The sequence below is a fragment of the Croceicoccus esteveae genome, from assembly GCF_031846435.1.
In the GTDB taxonomy this organism is placed as follows: Bacteria; Pseudomonadota; Alphaproteobacteria; order Sphingomonadales; family Sphingomonadaceae; genus Croceicoccus; species Croceicoccus esteveae.
The window spans coordinates 1-16,757 of record NZ_JAVRHS010000009.1 but is presented as its reverse complement, the minus strand read 5'-3'; the positions used below and the strand labels follow the sequence as shown (position 1 = coordinate 16,757).

Below are 16,757 nucleotides of genomic sequence, written 5' to 3'. Positions count from 1 at the left end.
CTTTTCATGCCATCGACGCCGGCTTTGTCTTAGGCAGAGCCGGCGTTCTTGTCGGGGCGCGGCGAAAGGAGCCGTCATGCAATTATGGGCAGGTCTTGGTAATCCGGGCGCCAAATATGCTCTGCATCGCCACAATGTCGGCTTCATGGTAATTGATACCGTCGCCGAGGTGTACAGCTTCGGCCCTGTACAGAAGAAGTTTTCCGGCTGGTTTCAGGAAGGCAGAATTGCTGACCAGCGCATTCTGCTGCTGAAACCCGCGACATTCATGAACGAAAGCGGCCGGTCTGTTGCCGAAGCGTTACGGTTCTACAAACTGGAGCCGGATGCCTTGTGCGTGTTCCATGACGAGCTTGACCTCGCGCCTGCCAAGGTCAAGGTGAAGCAGGGCGGCGGCACGGCCGGCCACAACGGCCTGCGCAGCATCGATCAGTACCTGGAGCGCGAATTCAGGCGCGTGCGCATCGGGATCGGCCACCCCGGGTCCAAGGATCGCGTCACCGGCCATGTGCTGGGAAATTACACCAAAGCTGAGATGGATCCACTTGCCGAAATGCTTGGGGCAATAGCGGCTGAGGCGACGTGGCTTGCCAAAGGTGAAGATGCAAGGTTCATGAACGATGTCGCCCTCCGCCTTGCAGAGGCGTAAGCTTCCAGTTTCACGGCCGCAACGCGATGCGCGCTTGCAAGCGATCTGCCCGCACCTGTCGAGCATGCCTGCAATGGCAGGCTGGTCTTTAGGGCGTGTGCTGGCTATTGCGCCGGCTTCTTTCGTGTCCGGAGTGTTCAAATGGGATTTCGTTGCGGCATCGTCGGCCTGCCCAATGTCGGCAAATCAACGCTGTTCAATGCGCTGACCGAAACGCAGGCGGCACAGGCCGCGAACTACCCGTTCTGCACCATAGAGCCTAACGTCGGCCAGGTGGGCGTCCCTGACGAACGGCTGGACGCGATTGCTGCAATTGCAGGATCGGCCAAAATCCTGCCGACGCAGCTTGCCTTCGTGGACATCGCCGGGTTGGTGAAAGGCGCTTCCAGGGGCGAAGGGCTTGGCAATCAGTTCCTGGGGAACATCCGCGAGGTGGATGCGGTTGTTCATGTGATCCGCTGCTTCGAGGATGACGACATCCAGCACGTTGCAAACAGGATCGATCCGCTGGCCGATGCAGAAGTGGTGGAGACCGAACTGCTGCTGGCCGATCTGGAAAGCCTGGAAAAGCGAGTCGCCACAGCTGAAAAGAAAGCCAAGACCGGCGACAAGGAAGCGCGCGTCATGGTCAGCGTATTCGGCCAGGCATTGGCCCTCCTGCGCGAGGGAAAACCTGCCCGTTTGACAACACCTGCCGACGATGAGGAAGCGCGCGTGCTCGCGCAAGCCCAACTGCTTACCGCCAAGCCAGTGCTCTATGTCTGCAATGTCGCTGAAGAAGATGCGGCGACAGGCAACGCAATGACCCGACAAGTCTTTGCCAAGGCAGCAACCGAAGGGGCGCAGGCAGTGGTGGTGTCCGCCGCAATCGAGGCCGAGCTGGTCGGGATGCAGGATTCGGAACGGTCCGAATATCTTGCTGAACTGGGTCTTGCGGAAACAGGGCTCGGTCGCATCATCCGCGCCGGTTATGAATTGCTCGGTCTGCTGACCTTTTTCACTGCCGGACCCAAGGAAACGCGGGCATGGACCGTTGCGCGGGGCGCAAGAGCACCGCAGGCAGCAGGCGAGATCCATTCCGATTTCGAGAAGGGCTTTATTCGCGCCGAGACGATTTCCTACGATGATTACATCGAGCTGGGCGGCGAAGCACACGCGCGTGAAGCCGGCAAATTGCGTCAGGAAGGCAAGGAGTACGTCATTCAGGACGGCGATGTCCTGCATTTCAAGTTCAACGTGTAATCGGCTCACCCTGTTCGGCGGGCGCAGCCGTCAATCAGTTGCCTTGCGAAAGCACGATGGATCGATCTGCACTTTACGTGCGGGCCGCTCTGTGTCAGCCGTGTTGCTATAGCTGGAGGGGGCGATGATGATAGACAAGTCGGAGAAGTTCGGTTGGCTGGTTCGATTGGGATTTGCAGCAAGAGGGCTGGTTTACATCCTGATTGGTTACCTCTTTCTGTCCGCACCTGGTCAAAACCGCGCCGATGACGGGCCAAGCGGAGCTTTCGACTATCTGCAGGACCTTCCGCTTGGCGCTTTCATCCTCTACCTTTGCGCCATTGGCCTGCTCGCCTACGCGTTCTACCGGCTTGCCTCTACCTTCTTCGATGTTGAGAACTACGGCACCGATACCAAGGGTATAGCCCATCGGCTCGGCCATCTGGGGAGCGGCGTAGCGCATCTTTTTCTCGCCTATACTGCGTTCCAGTTCGCGTCAGGGACCAAATCCACTTCCAATGGCAGCGGCGGCGCGCAGGAAGCGACCAGCACGGTGTTGTCGTTCGGTGTGGGACCAGTGTTGATCGGACTGGTCGGTCTGGCGTTGATCGTTGCCGGGATCATGCAAGGCAAGAAAGCCATAACCGCCACTTTCATGAAGCGGGTGTCGCCCGGCGCGCCGCGTTTTACCCGCTATCTTGGTCAGGCCGGCTATGCCGCCCGTGGAGTGGTTTTCGTGCTCATCGGCTGGTCCTTGCTGCAATCTGCCTGGTTCGACAGCAGCACGCAGTTAAAATCACTTGGAGAAGCAGTGGCATCTTTGCGTGACAATGGTGTCCTGTTCGACATCGTCGCGGCGGGGCTGCTGCTTTTCGGCATCTTCAGCCTCGTCATGGCGCGTTATCGCATCGTTCCTGATCTCGATCCGACCGGAAAGAAGCCGATGCTGCCGGCCTGAAGCTGCATGCTTCAGCGTCACACATCAGCTTCCGCATTGCAGTGTGCCTGTCTCATCGTAGACAATTCGTCCGTCTTGGTCGAGCACACGCATTGAACCGCGCCAACTGGTGACCTCGTAACCGGCAGGCTTGCCTTGGTCTGTCGGCTGCGAGAGCTTTACCGAATATGCATCGTTGCGATAAGCGCCCCAGGTTCCGAACGGCAGCTTTGCCGAGCCTCTGTCCGCAGCAAATTGCTCTATCCGGCCATCCAGTTTCATGTAGGCGTGTTCAGGCATGGTCATCAGCACAACGGACATGCCGGTGCCGGCTGCAAAACCGCAACCAACCCCGAACAGATCATTGGTTTCGATGTCGCTGAAGGTAATCCGCTCCGGTTCGAAAATCAATGTTGATGCTTCTGCTGCGCTCTCTCCCAGTTTACCGGCGGAGGCAGATGGCTGATCCGGATTGCTGCAGGAGGCGAGCGCAAGGAGACAGGCAGTGCCAAGACGATGCATTAGGATTCCTCATTTGCGTCCGAACAGCTTTTCAACATCATGCATGGAGAGCTTTACCCAGGTTGGGCGGCCATGATTGCACTGACCAGATCTTGGCGTACGTTCCATTTCGCGCAACAGCGCGTTCATCTCGGCAACGTTGAGCTGGCGCCCTGCCCGCACCGACCCGTGACACGCCATGGTGGCAAGCACCAGATCCAGCCGCTCGCCCAGCAGCAGCGGAGCACCGTTGCAGGCAATATCATCCGCAATATCCTGCAGCAGCCGAGCCGGGTCCCCCGACGCAATCGCCGTCGGCAAGGCGCGCACGAGCACCGCATTGTCACCGAATCGTTCAACGACAAGTCCCAGACCGCCCAGTTGATCCGCAGCACCGATGACCCGGTCGCAATCGGCCGCATCCATCTCGACGACTTCGGGGGCAAGCAGCGCCTGCGAACGCGCTACGTCCCTGGCCGTCCCGGCAGTGCGCAGCCGTTCCAGCACGAGCCGCTCATGTGCGGCATGCTGGTCCACCAGCACCAGCCCATCAGACGCTTCGGCGACGATGTAGGTTTGCGCCACCTGCCCACGCGCCACCCCGAGCGGATGTTCTCCTGCATCAGGAACCGGACCCTCAGCCGGTTCCGCGCGACCGGATAATGCAAGACCGGTTGTCTGCTCGGAATCTCTGGCAAGAGGTTGATATCTGGCCGATCCGTCAAAAGAGCCGTATGCAAAACTGCGCATTTCTTCTTGAACGGAGTTGATCGGATTGTCAGCAGAGACGCCGCCATGAAGCGGCTCCTGCTGCCAGGCTGCCATTGCCGCTGCTGCGGCAGGTTGCGCGCTGCGCTGGTCCACCGACGACAACGCATGCCGCAATCCGCTGACGATCAGACCGCGAATGGCTTGCGGGTCGCGAAACCGGACTTCGGTTTTGGCGGGATGCACATTCACATCCACCTGATCGGCCGGCACGTCGAGAAACAGCGCAAGCACCGCATGGCGGTCGCGCGCGAGCATGTCGGCATAGGCACCGCGCACTGCGCCTGTCAGCAACCGGTCCTTCACCGGGCGGCCGTTCACGAACAGATATTGGTGATCGGCAACGCCGCGGTTGTAAGTCGGCAAACCGGCCAGTCCGGTCAGCCGAACCGGTGCATCGGCAGGCCCGCGTTCAAAGGCGATGGCCACGCTATTACCGGCAAGTTCGCGCGCCACCAGCCGGCTGATCCGGGTGGCAAGCTCTTCCTGAGGCTGAACCGCAAAAATCCTGCGACCTTCATGAAAAAAGGCAAATCCGATCTGAGGCCGCGCCATTGCCAGCCTGCGCATGATGTCGTGACATGCCGCATATTCGCTGCGCGCGCTGCGCAGAAACTTGCGCCGGGCAGGCACCTTGTGGAACAGTTTTTCTACCCGGACAGAAGTTCCATGAGGGACCGCGACAGGCTTGTCTTCGACGATACACCCGTGATCCACGGTGCGGCACCAGCCCTGTTCTGCTCCTTTGGTCCGGCTTTCGATGGAGAGTCGCGCCACACTGGCAATCGAGGGCAGCGCCTCGCCTCTGAAACCCAGTGTCGTGACATGTTCAATCAATTCGCCAGGCAGCTTGGAGGTGGCGTGCCGCTCCAGGGCAAGGGCCATGTCGGCAGGCGTCATGCCAATACCGTTGTCGATAACTTCGATCAGATCCAGACCGCCGTCGCGAATCGACACGTCGATCTGCTGGGCCTGCGCATCAATGGCGTTTTCCACCAGCTCCTTGAGCGCCGCCGCCGGACGCTCGACCACTTCACCAGCGGCGATGCGGTTTACCAGCGTATCGGGAAGACGACGGATAATGGCCATGATCGCGTCGATGCTAGCGAGAAGCGTAACCGTTTTCGAGTGGAGTGCTGTTGATAAACCCACAACCGAGGCAAAAGTTTTTCCATCGAGCCTACCTTTAGGCTAGGCAAACCGCTGCCCGGCCGTCATCCAGCGGCGCTGCACCCAGATTCATGGAAACGACCTTCACTATGGCTTCTTTTCTTTCCCGCCTGTTCAAGTTCGGATCGCAGAACATGGCGATCGATCTCGGCACAGCAAATACGCTGGTCTATGTCGAAGGCCGGGGCATCGTTCTGAACGAACCTTCGGTGGTGGCGATCGAGACCATCAATGGCATCAAGAAGGTCAAGGCCGTAGGTGACGATGCCAAGATGATGATGGGCAAGACGCCTGATTCAATCGAGGCGATCAGGCCGCTACGCGATGGTGTGATTGCCGACATCGAAGTCGCAGAGCAAATGATCAAATATTTCATCAGGAAAGTGCATAGTAAGCGCAACTTGTTGAAGTACCCTGAAATTGTGATTTGTGTGCCGTCCGGTTCCACTTCGGTCGAAAGACGCGCGATCCGCGATGCTGCATCCAATGCCGGGGCAAGCCAGGTCTATCTGATCCTGGAACCGATGGCAGCGGCAATCGGCGCCGGGATGCCGGTGACAGAGCCGGTCGGCTCGATGGTGGTGGATATAGGTGGCGGCACGACCGAGGTTGCGGTATTATCGCTGCGGGGCCTTGCTTACACCACCAGTGTTCGTGTCGGTGGGGACAAGATGGACGAAGCGATCGTCTCCTATGTGCGGCGTCATCACAATCTGCTGATTGGCGAGTCCACAGCGGAACGCATCAAGCAGGGTTATGCCGTGGCAATGGTTCCCAAGGATGGCGAAGGAAAGAAGATCAGCATTCGGGGCCGCGACCTTGTGAACGGCGTGCCCAAGGAGATTACCATCACGCAGGCCAATGTTGCAGAAGCACTTTCCGAACCGATCGGCGCCATCGTGGAAGCGGTGCGTATTGCGCTGGAAAATACCGCGCCGGAGCTTGCGGCCGACATCGTGGATCAAGGCATTGTACTGACCGGCGGTGGCGCATTGATTTCGGGCCTTGACGAACACCTGCGCGAGGAGACCGGCCTTCCAGTCACCGTTGCCGAAGATCCGCTCTCATGCGTGGCACTGGGTACCGGTCGCGCCTTGGAAGATCGCGTTTATCGCGGTGTCCTCATGACAGCCTGAAGCTGGTCCTGGCGCACTGACGATGGTGTGCTGAGCGCTTCGAACAACAGCAAGGGAGAGGCGGACAAATGACGGTGCCGCAACATCGGCGGCCCGGCTTTTCCAAGCGGGCGCAGTTTGAAATCTTCACAAGCTACGTGGCCGCGGTCATCGGCGCCGTGCTGGGGTTCGTTCTGCTGTTTGTGTCACTTGTCCACCCTGCGAGCTTTGCTTTTGCTCGCACCGCTGCCGGGGACATTGCTGAGCCTGTCGGGCAATTTTCTGCCGGTAGCCGCGCGGCCGGCAAATCCATTTTTGCCACAATTGCAGGCTATATTGATGCCGGCAGCAAGAACGCCGCCTTGCGCAAGGAATTGCAACTTGCGCGGGCGCAGCTCATCGAGGCGCAGGCGATCGGCGAGGAAAACAAGCGACTGAAGCAGGTGGTGCGTCTGCGAGAAACCGATGGCCAGCCTGCCGCCGTTGCACGGCTGATAGGCTCCACTCCAAGCAGCAGCAGGCGGTTTGCACTGATCGGCGTCGGGCGAACGGACGGCATCCGCGAGGGGCAGCCTGTTCGTTCACCCGTCGGACTGGTTGGCCGCGTGCTGGAAGTCGGAACGAACACTGCCAGAGTTCTGCTGGTGACCGACGCGCAAAGCATCGTGCCGGTTCGTCGTGCCAACGGCAATGTCGCCGGATTTGCGCAGGGGCAGTCGGACGGCACGCTCGTTGTCCGGCTGATCGAGATGGGTATCAACCCGCTGCGCGCAGGCGATGTACTGGTTACGTCCGGATCGGGTGGTCTTTACCGGCCGAATGTGCCGGTTGCGGTGGTGAGGAATGTCACGCGCGATGGCGCGGTTGCACGCATCCTGTCCGATCCTGCTGCTAGCGATTTCGTCACGGTGGAGCCAATATGGCTTCCGATAACCGACTTGCCGCCGCCGCCGCCCGAACCCGGCGCATAAGAAGAGTGCATCGATGCGCTTGATCGGCAACCTCATCAGCCATACCCGAATGCAGCGACAGCGCATTAACCGTGCGCCATCGCCTGTATTGGCATTTGTGGTTCCATGGATCAGCATTGCCATCGGATCGATGCTGCCACTCTCTTTTGTTATTGCCTCTGCACCTGTGTTGCCGCCGCTTGGCTTTCTGCTTCTTGTTTGCTGGCAGCTGTTGCGACCCGGGCTGCTGCCGCTCTGGGCTGGGTTCCCGCTGGGCCTTTTTGATGATCTGTTCAGCGGGCAGCCTTTTGGCAGTGCGATTTTCCTCTGGTCTGCGACGATGATCGCCCTGGAAGTGTTGAGTGGTTGGTTGCGCTGGCGCGGGTTCTGGCAAGATTGGCTGGTGGCAAATGTCACCGTCGTTTGTTACCTGGTGCTCGCGCTTTGTGTTGCCGCGTTGGCAGGCGGGCCATGGAACCTTTTGCTCATCGTGCCGCAAACCTTGCTCGCCTTTGTCATGTTTCCACTGCTTACCCGGCTGGTTGCCTTGCTTGACTTGCTGCGCTTGGCGCGCGTCAGGGTCGTCGCCTGATGGCTCTCGGTGGCTCTGCAGGCTGGCGAATGCGGTGGCAAAGACGCATCGCCAAGACGCCTCAACGAGTAAGCGCAGGAGAGCTGAACAACAGATTTGACCGGCGCACGTTCTTCATAGGCGCCGTGCAAGGAGGCGTCGGCATCCTGCTTGCGGGACGCATGACCTATCTGGCTGTCGCCGAGAACCGGAAATACGAACTTGCTTCGGAAAGCAACCGGGTAGATCTGACGCTGATCCCACCCCGGCGTGGCTGGATACTCGATCGTGACGGAGTTCCGCTGGCGTCCAATCGCGCCGATTTCCGCGTCGACCTTATTCCCGATCGACTGGTTGACAAGGACGGCACACTCAACGTGCTGGCAGAGGTGCTGGATCTTGCGCCGGCGGCCGTGACTGACCTGCGCGACAAGATCGAACACGAGCGCGGCTTTCGCCCGGTAGAAGTTGCAACAGGCGTAAACTGGGAACAATTCGCCGCCCTTTCGGTCCGTTTGCCTGATCTGCCTGGTGTAGTGCCTCAGCGCGGTTTTTCACGCTATTATCCGACAGGTGCGGCGGTGGGTCACCTGCTTGGCTATGTGGGGACTGTGTCGGCCGAGGAATATGAGGAAAAACCGGAACCGCTGCTGATCACGCCCGGCTTCAAGATTGGCAAGGATGGCGTTGAAAAACAGTTTGAATCTGCCTTGCGAGGAGTGCCTGGCGCCAGGCGCGCAGAGGTTACCGCTCGAGGCAAGATCGTGCGCGACCTTGAAACCCGGGAAGATGTGCAGGGGGACCCGGTCCAGCTTACCATTAAAGGTCCGTTGCAGGACTATGCGGCAAGACGGCTGGGTCCTGAGTCCGGGTCAGTGGTCGTGCTGGACCTTGCCAATGGTGATATTCTGGCCGCATCTTCCATGCCCAGTTTCGACCCCAACAGCTTTTCGGACGGAATAGGACGGCTGGAATGGAAGATGTTGTCGGAAGATGACCATGTGCCCCTCCGAAACAAGGTCTTGAGCGGGTTATATCCGCCCGGTTCAACCGTGAAGCCATTTGTATCACTAGCCTTCCTTGAGGCTGGGCTTGACCCGGAGGAGACTATTGTCTGCAACGGCGGTCTCCGGGTCGGCAACCGCGTATTTCGGTGCTGGAACCGACGTGGTCACGGTCGGACCAACATGGCCAAGGGCATCTACCAAAGCTGCGACGTGTATTTCTATCATTTTGCGCAGCGTGTCGGAATGACGCAGATCGCTGCAATGGCCCGGCGCCTTGGCTTAGGCTATCAATATGATCTGCCTGTGGCGAGCCAGTCCTATGGCACGATTCCAGATCCGGCCTGGAAGATGAAGAAATACGGGCGTGAATGGCAGACCTTCGATACGGTCAACGCAACCATCGGCCAAGGGTATATGCTGGTAAACCCACTGCAGCAGGCGGTGATGACCGCGCGCATCGCCAGCGGCCGGCGTACGCAGCCAAGACTGCTTCTTACTGCAGAAGTGCGTCCTGCCCCCGCGCTCGGTATTTCGGAGAATCATCTGGCATTCGTACGCCAGGCAATGCGTGATGTAGTCAATGGTCCCGGAACGGCGGGGCGCGCCCGCCTGCCCATCGACGACATTGAACTTGCGGGAAAAACCGGCACTGCGCAGGTGGTATCGCTCAACTACGGTCGCGGCGGCATGGGTGTGCCGTGGAAATATCGCGACCACGGTCATTTTATCTGCTTTGCTCCCTTCGACAACCCGCGCTACGCCTGCGCGGTTGCGATTGAACACGGTGCCGGGTCGTCTTCTGCCTACCCCGTAGCGCGTGATGTCATGACTTTCCTGTTCGACGCGGACAAGGCACTTGAGGTTTTGCACAATTTCGAAAAGCAATGGGGCGGCACCGCGCAGGAACGGCTGGCCCGAAAATATGCCTCTTACGAGCGCGTTTATGGCGGTGGTGCACCCAAACCATCGCTTGGCGAGATCGAAACTGCGGTCGAGGAAGGAAGGCAATCTGCCCCTGCCCCCTCGCCCATAGACGCATCGGACGAAGCGCAGGTGCGTCAGTGAACCGCGATTTTGTTCCGGCAGCGATTGCGCGCGAACCGTGGGGAATAATCCTTCCTCTGATCGTGCTGGTGCTGTTTGGTGCGTCCGTGCTGTATTCCGCGGCTGGCGGGCGATTGCAGCCGTGGGCGTTGATGCACGTATTACGTTTTATGATGTTTCTGATGATGGCGATCTTCATCTCACGCCTCAGTCGCAATTTCATTCGAATGCTTGCAATCCCTGTTTATATCCTGCTGGTGCTTGCACTCATCGCGGTAGAAGCGATCGGCTTCGTCGGCGGCGGCAGTCAACGCTGGCTCAATTTGGGTTTCATGACACTGCAGCCGTCCGAGTTGATGAAGCCCGGCATCGTTCTCATTCTGGCGCGTTACTACGACATGCTACCCGGCGGCTTGGTTGGCAGCTTCAGATCAATGATCGCGCCCGCGGTCATTATCGGCATACCGGTGGGCCTGGTCCTGCTGCAGCCTGATCTTGGCACCAGCCTTGCCATCATGTTTGGTGCGGTCGTCGTCATGTTCCTGGCAGGCCTGCCATTGCGTTGGTTCATTGCCGTCGGTGTTGCCATGCTTGCAGCCATACCAGCCGCATTCTTTTTTCTTCTTCATCCCTATCAGCAGAACCGGGTGCTCACCTTTCTCGATCCTGAAACAGACCCGCTGGGTGCCGGTTACCACATCACACAGTCAAAGATCGCGATCGGATCTGGAGGGGTCATCGGCAAGGGCTTCGGCAATGGTACACAAAGCCATCTGAACTATTTGCCTGAACCCCATACGGATTTCGTATTTGCGACTATGGCCGAGGAGTGGGGCATGCTGGGCGGGTTCTTCGTGTTGGTGGTATTCGGCCTGTTGCTGAATTGGGGTTTGCGCGTGTCGCGCGATGCACCGGGCCGTTTCTCCCGTTTGCTTGCCGCCGGGCTTACCGCAACGGTGTTCTTTTATGCGGCGGTCAATCTGATGATGGTCATGGGGCTGGCTCCTGTGGTGGGAATTCCCTTGCCTTTCATGAGCCACGGCGGTTCGTCGATGCTGACCATCATGATCTGCGTCGGGCTGATCATGGCGGTGAACCGCTGGGGTCAGGGACAGCAGGGGCATTGGCGCTAAGCCAAACGCTTTTCCTCTTTCTTCCACTCCGACAATCTGTATATGAAGCGCTCCTGCAACGAATCGCGGTGCGGTTTTCGTCAGCAGGTTGCCGCTTGGCCGGCATCGGACGCATAGCTCAGTTGGTAGAGCAGCTGACTCTTAATCAGCGGGTCCTTGGTTCGAGCCCAAGTGCGTCCACCAGTATTCACCAGAAGCTACAGCAACTTAGCGACGAAGGCTGCAAGTCTTACTACTGTGGCATATGCGCTTTTCAGCGTTTTTCAGCCGCAACCGGGTACCACGTTGGTCCCTGCGCCCGAAGCCCAGAGCCGCGCTGAGAACGTCTCACGGTCTCCCGGCCCGCCGCCAGGGTCGTTCCGTATCTCCCAGACCAGCCGCGACCACAGTTCATCATGTCGGTCCCGCGTCATATTTGCTTTGTTGCTTTCCGCAATTTGGTCGATGAACGCGTGCAGCGCGACCATGACGGCGCGCGAACCAATGAGGTGCAGGTTGTTCACGGCGGTGGCGAAGCGCACTTTGGCAGCGGTTGGCGCCGTGTCTCCCACGATCCCGCTCGCCGCACCGAAAAACTCCTCGTGATAATCGAGCTTCCTGGCACGCCACGCGGCCTCCCGCTCCTTGTGTTTTGCAAGGATAATCGCGCCTGCTGATGCAATGATTGCCGAGAGGGCTGATATAATGGCTGTCCACATGGCGTCATCGTAGCGCGCGGGCATGGCATTGGCGAGCGCTCGCGACAGCGCCCCGCACTCGGAGGAACGAGGCGTTGGCTGCATGAGGATGTCGATGCAGACCGGCCGTATCAATCGTCTGGCTGATCCCGCGCACCTGACCGGTTATCCGGTTGAGGTAATTTACCCTCGGCCTGATGCTCTGTTACAGAACAGTCTTTTAAGCCTTGAATTACCCCGTGGGGGTATATAGTCTGACGTCATGAGAAGGCAAGACACGCGCGAGCGGCTTCCACTCTCAAGCCGCAGACTGACAAGCGGATCGGCTGCTCTCGCGGCCACAGCGCGTCACACCGGCGAGGCCTTCGGAACGCTGCACGAAGACGACATCCGGATGACGGTGAGCCGCAGCCATGTGATTTCTGGCGCGCGGGCCGGCCACGCCGTGACCATGGATGGGATCTTACCCGGCCCGAAGCTGCGGTTGCTTGAGGCCCGTACCGTGCGGTTCCATGTCACCAACGAGCTTGATGAGGACGCTTCGGTTCACTGGCGCGACCTGCTGGTGTTCCAGTTTGACAGCGCGCCCAGCGTAAGCTTCTCCGGTACTCACACCTGCAAGACGTTCACCTGCCAAATCCCTCTTCGGCAGGCCGGCACCTGCTGGTGGCACAGTCACTCGGGGCTGCAGGAGCAGATGGTAGCCGCGTTGCTCATTGACTTAACCTGGTCAGAGGAACGCCGCTACCATCACGAATACGCCATCCTGTTGAGCGAGTTCATGCCACTCCACCCGCACGAGGCAATGCTCAAGCTCAAGGTCTGCGAAAATTGTTTTAACCACACCAGACAGACCGCGACCTCGGGCGACATGCCGCTGGTCGAGCGGATCCGGCTACGGATCATCAACGAGAGCGCGATGACTTTCTTCAACTTCCACTTCCCCCGCGTCATGCTAGCCGTGATTCAGGCGGACGAGCAGGACGTGCGCGATCTAGAGATGGACGAACTTCAGATCAGTGTCACCGAGACCGACGATCTCATGGTAGAACCTGGCGCAGATGCACACACGATCGTCGCCGAGGCAATGGACCGCTCGGGTACGGGGCGCGTCGCGCTGACCTTTGCTGCCGGTGAACAGGGCGCGGTGCCGCCGCTGCGCGAGCCAGTAACGCTCGCCTGGGCGGACATGGGCGGGCGCAGCATGGACGGCGCAAATGCCAAGGACGTGAACCAAGATGCTCATCCCGAAATGCCGGGCGTTAGTCATGCCCCTGCCCCTGCCCGTAGCCCGGCTGCGGCGATGGACCATAGCCTGACGGATCATTCGAAAATGCACCACCGGAACAACGATCAAGTGGAACACATGAGCGATGGCAGCAAGCCCGCCGCACCGTCGGCAGTGGGGTCGCCGCCACGCGCTCTCCAAGGACCGCGACACGCCGCCGCCAGGATCTACGGCGCTGCCGCCATGGTGCCGGCGCGCGATGAACTCGCCACGAGGGCCATCATTGCGCTCACCACCCTCATGCCCAAACATCTCGAAGACCGGAACCCTTGCCTGTGGGATACGCAAGGCTGGTACGGCTGCGGTTTCGACAAGCTGTGGCTCACGCGAAGGCAAGTTGGGTGGTGGCGTTCAAAGCGCCGAGATGCAGGTCCTGATGAACCACGCGATCTGCCCGTGGTTCCGCTTGCAGGCCGGGGGCCGCTATGACCGCGAGCCGGATAGCCACAGTCAGGCGGTGCTGGGTGTGCAGGGGCTCGAGCCGTACATGTTTAAAATCGATGCCGCTGCGTTTCCCTTCAACAAGGGCGACCTTACAAAGCGGATCGAGGCGCAATCCGATCAGCGCATCACTCAGCGCCTGATCCTCCAGGCTAAAGCCGAACTCTCGCGTTCGGGCAAGGATGGACCCGAGCGCAGGCCTGGCGCCGGCATCGCCAGGGTCGAGGCCGGATTGCGGCTGCGCTATGAATTGGCTCGCGAGTTCGCTCCTTATGGCGGCATCGGATGCGAAGCGAGGCCAGGCGATACAGCCGACTTCGTGCGCATCGCTGGAGCAGAGACCGACCGTAGCTTGCTTCTGCTCGGCCAGAGGACGTGGAACTGATGGCGCGCGATCACACGCACTGCAGCCACACCGCACCATCACCTGCGGACGGCGTTGCCATCGATCCGGTCTGCGGCATGTCGGTTCAGATGGATGGGGCAGCACACGTTTGCGAGCACGAGGGGGCGACGCATTATTTCTGCTCGGGCCACTGCAAGACCAAGTTCCTGGCCGACCCGGAGCTGTATTTGTCGGGTGCCCATCTTGATGCCGCCGAGGACCTGCGCGAGGGGACAGTTTACACCTGCCCGATGCATCCGGAGATCCGTCAGCAGGGGCCGGGGAGCTGCCCGATCTGTGGCATGGCGCTTGAGCCCGAGACGGTATCGCTCGACGAGGGGCCCGACCCGGAGCTGATCGACATGCGCCGCCGCTTCTGGTGGAGCGCGATCTTCACCGTGCCGCTGTTCTTCTACGCGATGAGCGACATGGTTTCGCTCGATCTCGACCGGATTGTCGATCCTGCCTGGGCGCAGTGGCTTCAGCTTGCTCTGGCGACGCCGGTCGTACTGTGGAGCGGCTGGCCGTTCTTCGTACGCGCCTGGCAATCGCTTAAGACGCGCAATCTGAACATGTTTACGCTGATCGGACTCGGCGTTGCGATCGCCTATCTGTTCAGCATTGTCGCCACTCTGGCGCCTCACCTGTTTCCACCTGCCTTCCGCGACCATTCCGGTCGCGTCGGCGTCTACTTCGAAGCGGCCGCAGTAATCACCACGCTGGTGCTCCTTGGCCAGGTGCTCGAATTGAAGGCCCGTGGCTCGACATCGAGCGCACTGCGGGCGCTGCTCGAACTTGCCCCGCCCACGGCACTCAAGATCTTTGCCGTCGGCGACGAGCGCGAAGTGGCGCTTGATCAGTTGCATGAAGGCGACCGCCTTCGCGTGCGTCCCGGTGACAAGGTGCCGGTAGACGGACTTGTCGAGGAGGGATCGAGCAACATCGATGAGTCGATGATCAGCGGCGAGCCTCTGCCAGTGGTCAAGGGCGCGGGCGACAGGGTTATTGGCGGCACAGTCAATCAGACCGGTGGCTTTGTCATGCGCGCGACCGGCGTCGGCAAGGATACGATGCTGGCCAAGATCGTGCAGATGGTGGCTGAGGCGCAGCGCAGCCGTGCGCCGATACAGCGGCTTGTAGACAGGGTGGCGGGTTGGTTCGTGCCTGCGGTAGTGATCGTGGCCCTCGCCACCTTTGTGGTCTGGGCGATCTGGGGACCGGCCCCGGCGCTTGCCTACGCCCTGGTGAATGCGATCGCCGTCCTGATCATCGCCTGCCCATGCGCTCTCGGCCTCGCGACGCCGATGTCGATCATGACCGGCACTGGCAAGGGCGCCCAGCACGGCATTCTGATCCGCAGTGCCGAAGCTCTCGAGACACTTGAGAAAATCGACACGCTCGTTGTCGACAAGACCGGAACGCTGACGATGGGCAAGCCCGATCTTGTCACGGTAATCCCGTACGGCACGGTCACCGAGGAGGATCTGCTCGCCTTCGCCGCCGCTGTGGAACGGGGAAGCGAACATCCGCTGGGCGCGGCGATCGTCGCCGGGGCCGAGGCGCGCGGCGTCCGTCATGAGGAAGCTACTGGCCTGTCCTCCACCACCGGTGAAGGTATCGAAGCCGACGTCCGCGAGCGGCGCGTGGCGATCGGCAACGAAAAGATGATGCGCCGCGCGGGCATTTACGATGAGACTTGGTTCGAGACTGCACAAAAAGGCCGTGCTCAAGGTCAGACGGTGATGTTCGTTGCAATAGACGGCGCGCCCGGAGGGCTTCTGGCAGTGGCCGATCCCATCAAGCCATCGACGCCCGCTGCAATCCGGGCTATCCACAATCGTGGCATTCGCATCGTGATGCTCACCGGCGACAGCCGGGCGACCGCCGAGGCTGTGGCCCGCCAGCTCGGAATTGACAATATCGAGGCGAATGTTTCGCCCGAAGACAAGCACCGCAAGATCGAAGCGCTAAAGGCCGAAGGTCGCCGCGTCGCCATGGCAGGCGATGGCATCAACGATGCCCCTGCGCTCGCTGCCGCCGATGTGGGGATTGCCATGGGTACCGGGACCGACGTCGCCATGGAAAGCGCCGGTGTCACGTTGGTCCGGGGCGACCTTCTCGGCGTGGCGCAGGCAATCCGCCTGTCCCGCGCGACGATGCGTAACATCCGCCAGAACCTGATCTTCGCGTTCGGGTACAACACGCTCGGTATTCCAGTCGCTGCCGGCGTACTGTTCCCCGCCTTCGGATTGCTGTTGAGCCCGATGATTGCAGCAGCAGCAATGAGCCTGAGCTCGGTGTCGGTCATCACCAACGCACTGCGTCTGCGGCGGCTCAATCTGGTTGATGGCGCCGCTTGAGGGGCGGAGCTGCGGAAAAGGACCGAAGATTCGAACCCTTGGATAATTGCCGGCGTTCATCAGAAAGGCAGCCGGAGCAAGCAACGGCCGAGGAGAGCACACGAGCAGAAGGGCCATAGCGGCGGCATGAGCATTTACGTGCGCTTCATGACCATGGTCGGCACGAGCACGGCGGCGATGTTCGTGCTGATGTACCTGAACAGCTACAGCATCAAATACGTCTTCTGAAACGGGACGCGGTTCTGGCTGGCGTTCGTGACGGGCATGTACAAGATTCGGACCACGAGCTTCATTACCCTCGGTCTTGCTGGGTTCGTGTTCGCTTTGGCGCTGTGGGTGGTACGAAGCCAGACCAAGGTTACTGATACCGATTGCATACAGGCGGTGTTTCCGAATTATTCGATTGCGTTCATGACCTGCAAACGAGCGCACATCCGCAATCCGCGAATATGCAAGCTCGCGCACGAGATCATCTCCGCCCAGCGGCGGGAAATGGCGCAGATAAAATATCTGATCAAAGACATCGAAAAGAACTGCGTG

At 60.0% G+C, this 16,757-nt stretch carries 14 protein-coding genes, 1 tRNA gene and 1 pseudogene; 13 read left to right on the top strand and 3 right to left on the bottom strand.

Translation table 11 applies throughout. From position 1 onward, the window contains the following. Positions 1-76: 76 nt before the first annotated feature. From pth to RM533_RS10520, 3 genes are all read left to right on the top strand, one after another. Positions 77-649, top strand: coding sequence for an aminoacyl-tRNA hydrolase (pth, locus tag RM533_RS10530; RefSeq protein ID WP_311341194.1), 573 nt, complete (start codon positions 77-79; stop codon positions 647-649). 141 nt (positions 650-790) lie between these two features. Then, the gene (gene ychF, locus RM533_RS10525) at positions 791-1,891 is read left to right on the top strand and encodes a redox-regulated ATPase YchF (RefSeq protein ID WP_311341193.1); all 1,101 of its coding nucleotides are present in this window, start codon (positions 791-793) and stop codon (positions 1,889-1,891) included. Between the two features lie 124 nt (positions 1,892-2,015). Continuing rightward, positions 2,016-2,828 carry a DUF1206 domain-containing protein gene (locus RM533_RS10520; protein ID WP_311341192.1) on the top strand — a complete coding sequence of 271 codons (813 nt, stop codon included), beginning with the start codon at positions 2,016-2,018 and terminating at the stop codon, positions 2,826-2,828. A gap of 24 nt (positions 2,829-2,852) precedes the next feature. Here the strand turns inward: RM533_RS10520 and RM533_RS10515 are convergent, their stop codons facing one another. Then, on the bottom strand, positions 2,853-3,329 hold the full coding sequence (locus RM533_RS10515; RefSeq protein WP_311341191.1) for a hypothetical protein: 477 nt from the start codon (positions 3,327-3,329) through the stop codon (positions 2,853-2,855). A 9-nt stretch (positions 3,330-3,338) separates the two neighbouring features. Then, positions 3,339-5,165, bottom strand: a complete 1,827-nt coding sequence (gene mutL, locus RM533_RS10510; protein WP_311341190.1) for a DNA mismatch repair endonuclease MutL — start codon at positions 5,163-5,165, stop codon at positions 3,339-3,341. A gap of 170 nt (positions 5,166-5,335) precedes the next feature. Between mutL and RM533_RS10505 the strand changes: the two genes are divergently transcribed. From RM533_RS10505 to RM533_RS10480, 6 genes are all read left to right on the top strand, one after another. Then, a complete protein-coding gene (locus tag RM533_RS10505) occupies positions 5,336-6,382 on the top strand; it encodes a rod shape-determining protein (RefSeq protein ID WP_311341189.1) in 1,047 nt (348 codons plus the stop codon). 68 nt (positions 6,383-6,450) lie between these two features. Then, the gene (gene mreC / locus RM533_RS10500) at positions 6,451-7,332 is read left to right on the top strand and encodes a rod shape-determining protein MreC (protein ID WP_311341188.1); all 882 of its coding nucleotides are present in this window, start codon (positions 6,451-6,453) and stop codon (positions 7,330-7,332) included. Between the two features lie 130 nt (positions 7,333-7,462). Continuing rightward, positions 7,463-7,903, top strand: coding sequence for a rod shape-determining protein MreD (locus tag RM533_RS10495; protein WP_311341187.1), 441 nt, complete (start codon positions 7,463-7,465; stop codon positions 7,901-7,903). A 29-nt stretch (positions 7,904-7,932) separates the two neighbouring features. Continuing rightward, positions 7,933-9,954 (top strand): penicillin-binding protein 2, encoded by a 2,022-nt coding sequence (gene mrdA / locus RM533_RS10490; RefSeq protein ID WP_311341271.1) that lies wholly within the window; start codon positions 7,933-7,935, stop codon positions 9,952-9,954. Beyond that, on the top strand, positions 9,951-11,066 hold the full coding sequence (gene rodA / locus RM533_RS10485) for a rod shape-determining protein RodA (RefSeq protein ID WP_311341186.1): 1,116 nt from the start codon (positions 9,951-9,953) through the stop codon (positions 11,064-11,066). Before mrdA ends, rodA begins: the two co-directional genes overlap by 4 nt. A gap of 107 nt (positions 11,067-11,173) precedes the next feature. Next, positions 11,174-11,249, top strand: a tRNA-Lys gene (locus tag RM533_RS10480). Positions 11,250-11,329: 80 nt separating this feature from the next. On the opposite strand, the gene RM533_RS10475 is transcribed toward RM533_RS10480, so the two are convergent. After that, a complete protein-coding gene (locus tag RM533_RS10475; protein WP_311341185.1) occupies positions 11,330-11,848 on the bottom strand; it encodes a hypothetical protein in 519 nt (172 codons plus the stop codon). A 157-nt stretch (positions 11,849-12,005) separates the two neighbouring features. Here RM533_RS10475 and RM533_RS10470 point away from each other — a divergent pair, with 157 nt between their 5' ends. The 4 genes and pseudogenes from RM533_RS10470 to RM533_RS10455 form a co-directional block, all read left to right on the top strand. Continuing rightward, positions 12,006-13,460: a multicopper oxidase domain-containing protein gene (locus tag RM533_RS10470; protein ID WP_311341184.1), complete on the top strand. Its 1,455-nt coding sequence runs from the start codon at positions 12,006-12,008 to the stop codon at positions 13,458-13,460. Then, complete coding sequence (locus RM533_RS10465) at positions 13,408-13,857, top strand: copper resistance protein B (RefSeq protein ID WP_311341183.1); 450 nt, start codon at positions 13,408-13,410, stop codon at positions 13,855-13,857. The genes RM533_RS10470 and RM533_RS10465 overlap by 53 nt, the downstream gene beginning before the upstream one ends. Then, complete coding sequence (locus RM533_RS10460; protein WP_311341182.1) at positions 13,857-16,217, top strand: heavy metal translocating P-type ATPase; 2,361 nt, start codon at positions 13,857-13,859, stop codon at positions 16,215-16,217. The genes RM533_RS10465 and RM533_RS10460 overlap by 1 nt, the downstream gene beginning before the upstream one ends. A gap of 255 nt (positions 16,218-16,472) precedes the next feature. Then, positions 16,473-16,757: pseudogene (locus tag RM533_RS10455) on the top strand (DUF305 domain-containing protein); the annotation flags it as partial.